Source organism: Clostridium sp. K04, from assembly GCF_019734375.1.
Taxonomy (GTDB): domain Bacteria; phylum Bacillota; class Clostridia; order Clostridiales; family Clostridiaceae; genus Clostridium; species Clostridium saudiense.
The window spans coordinates 1-2,979 of the sequence record NZ_JAASHD010000080.1 but is presented as its reverse complement, the minus strand read 5'-3'; the positions used below and the strand labels follow the sequence as shown (position 1 = coordinate 2,979).

Below are 2,979 nucleotides of genomic sequence, written 5' to 3'. Positions count from 1 at the left end.
TGAAAGCTGATGGAGTTACATATAGAGCTTGGGGAGAAAATATCGCTTATATAGGGGGAGTTTCAGACCCAACAGCATTAGCAAATCAATTTATGACTAACTGGATGAATTCACAAGGTCATAGAGAAAACATATTATCTACAAACTTTAGTAGTATTGGTGTAGGTGTATATAAGATAGGTAATAAGGTATATGCAACTCAAGAGTTTTACAAATAGAAAATAAATTTAGAATATATAATTAAATAGTACAATAATAGTAAGCTATAAGGTGATTTAAATATAATATCATCTTATAGCTTTTTTGTTATAGTCAAACCTTAAATTTATATTGGAATAAATGGTATTTTTTTTATAGAAAAAAATATAAAAATATAATATAATATATTTAATTGTAAAAAATAATAAATTCAAAAGAAAAAATGTATTAATAGGTCAATAATATGGAGGGAATATGGTAGATTATAGAGAGGTTTTTAGAAAAATGCCCATGCCAGTTTTATTTGTAAAATATAAATTAATCTCAAATGAGCAATTTAAAATGAAAATAGAATTTATTAATGAAGAAACACTTTCATTTTTGAATAAAACTTCTGAAGAGCTTATAAATAAGGAGTTTTTTGATATTTTACCAGAGTTTAAAGATGATAAAAATTTTACATATAAAATACAAAATATGGATAGTGATAATATAATATATACTAAATATGTTAGAAGTTTAAATAATTTTATTAAGATTACGATACAGAAAATAAATGATGAAAGCTTTATTTTTTATTTAGAATGTTGTATAGAAAAGAGAGTTCTAGATAATATCAAGAAAAAGGGTAATGTTTTCTTCGTTAAGGATAAAGATAATAAATACATGTATAGTAGTTACTCTTATAAAGAACTTTCAGGAAATGCTAATATAGATATTTATGGATTAACAGATTTTGATCTATATGGAGCGGAGATTGGAAGTAAATATTTTGAAGCAACTAAAGAGTTTATTGATTCAAAACAAACTTATACTAAAGAAAATTGCAATTTAAATAATAATGTGTATTTATTAAATAAATATTCAATATTGAGCGATGATGAAGTTGTAGGAGTTATAGGGGTTCTTGAAACTATTGAAGGGAAATTAGAAAGAATATCTGATGGTGGTGTTATTGCTGAAATATTAAATAATAGTTCGGAACATATAGTTTTTAAAGATGTTAATGGTATATATTTAGATTGTAATGATAGTTTTTTAAAAGATTTGAATGTTAAGCGTGAAGATATTATAGGAAAAGCTAATTGTAATGTAAAGGCTTTAAGTTCAATAAATGATAGTTCAATTAAAACAGACTTAGCAGTAATTAATGAAAAGAAAAGAATAATATATACTCAAGAAATAAATATTGATGAACAGGTTAAGGAGTTTGAAATTATTAAAGAACCATTTTTAGATAGTTATGGAAATGTAGCAGGAGTTATCGCAACAGGAAGAGATGTTTCTCATAGAAGAGAAATTGAAAAATTACAGCAAGAATTCTTTGCAAATATATCTCATGAATTAAGAACTCCTTTAAATTTAATTTTTAGTTCATTACAAATAATTAAATTTATTAAAAAGGAATCCTGTGAAAAAGCAAGGGAATTTAATAAATATATAAATATAATAGAACAAAATTCAAAAAGATTATTAAAGTTAGTTAATAACTTAATTGATTCTACAAAAATGAAGTGCGGATATTATAAATATAATCCCAAAAATGGGAATGTAGTAAGTTTCATAGAAGATATTTCTATGTCAGTAGCTGAATTTGCTAAACAAAATAATATTGATTTAATTTTTGATACTAATGTAGAAGAAAAAATAATGGCATTTGATTTTGAAAAGCTGGAAAGAATAATGCTTAATTTGCTTTCAAATAGTATAAAATATAATAAAGCAAATGGAAAAATAGAAGTATTATTAAATGATTGTGGTGATAGTTTTAATATAGCTGTAAGAGATACTGGAATAGGTATACCAAGTGATAAATTGGAATATATCTTTGAAAGGTTTAGGCAAGTTGAAAATAGACTTAGAAAGTCTAATGAAGGTAGTGGAATAGGCTTATCTCTTGTAAAGGACTTAATTGAAATACAGGATGGAATTATAGAAGTTAAAAGTGAACTAGGTATTGGTAGTGAGTTCAAAATAAAATTACCAGTAAAGGTTTTAAGTGAAGAGCATGATTTTAATAAAGAATATTTTGATAATGATTCTAACGATTTGGTTAAGAGGATGAATATAGAGTTTTCAGATATATATTTATAAATAATTAATATATAAATAAATAATAAAAGCAGCCACAAATTAAGAATTGTGGCTGCTTTAAGCTTTTTAAAACAATGGAATCATCTTCTTTCTGGAGTCATTATTAATTGGGCTATTCAATTAAAATTTGAGTACTATTATTTGCAGTTAATTCCTTTTTAGGTAACTCAATATTTAAAACGCCATTATCAAATTTAGCTTTAATTGAATCTTTATTTACATTGCTAATATAGAATCCTCTTGAAACTGAGCCATAGCTTCTTTCACGTCTTATATAATTATCTTTCTTTTCTTCAGATTCATTATTTCTTGTTGCAGAAATAGTTAAATAATTATTATTGTAATCAATTTTTATATCTTCTTTCTTAACACCAGGTAATTCAGCATGAACAATATATTCCTCTGGAGTTTCCTTTATATCAGTTTTGAAGCTTCCACTAGAATTAAATTCTGATAGCATATCATCATTAAAGAAATCATTGAACATGTCATTAATTGTTAATCCTCTACTATTTTCTCCATTATTAAATTTGAAAGGTACTAAACCAAACATACAAAGACCTCCTTATACTAAAAATTTAAATTTTAATTTAGCTAATTGAACTTACTCCCTAAAGTAATAGTTAGGAATGAAGTTCATTTAATAAATTAATTTTGTGAAAGTTCAAAAGTAGTTTTTACTAAGCT

3 protein-coding genes are annotated in these 2,979 nt (G+C 24.4%); 2 read left to right on the top strand and 1 reads right to left on the bottom strand.

Annotation, left to right across the window (positions count from 1 at the left end; translation table 11 throughout):
- On the top strand, positions 1-218 hold a 218-nt coding region (locus HCG70_RS17170; protein WP_195959346.1), incomplete at its 5' end, for a CAP domain-containing protein.
- A 235-nt stretch (positions 219-453) separates the two neighbouring features.
- Positions 454-2,292, top strand: a complete 1,839-nt coding sequence (locus HCG70_RS17165) for a HAMP domain-containing sensor histidine kinase (RefSeq protein WP_221698072.1) — start codon at positions 454-456, stop codon at positions 2,290-2,292.
- A gap of 112 nt (positions 2,293-2,404) precedes the next feature.
- Here the strand turns inward: HCG70_RS17165 and HCG70_RS17160 are convergent, their stop codons facing one another.
- Complete coding sequence (locus HCG70_RS17160; RefSeq protein WP_221698071.1) at positions 2,405-2,845, bottom strand: Hsp20/alpha crystallin family protein; 441 nt, start codon at positions 2,843-2,845, stop codon at positions 2,405-2,407.
- Between the last annotated feature and the right edge of the window lie 134 nt (positions 2,846-2,979).

Excerpts from the sequence above, each read along its gene's own strand:
- HCG70_RS17160 (WP_221698071.1), bottom strand. The coding sequence starts at position 2,845 with ATGTTTGGTTTAGTACCTTTCAAATTTAATAATGGAGAAAATAGTAGA.
- HCG70_RS17165 (WP_221698072.1), top strand. The coding sequence starts at position 454 with ATGGTAGATTATAGAGAGGTTTTTAGAAAAATGCCCATGCCAGTTTTA.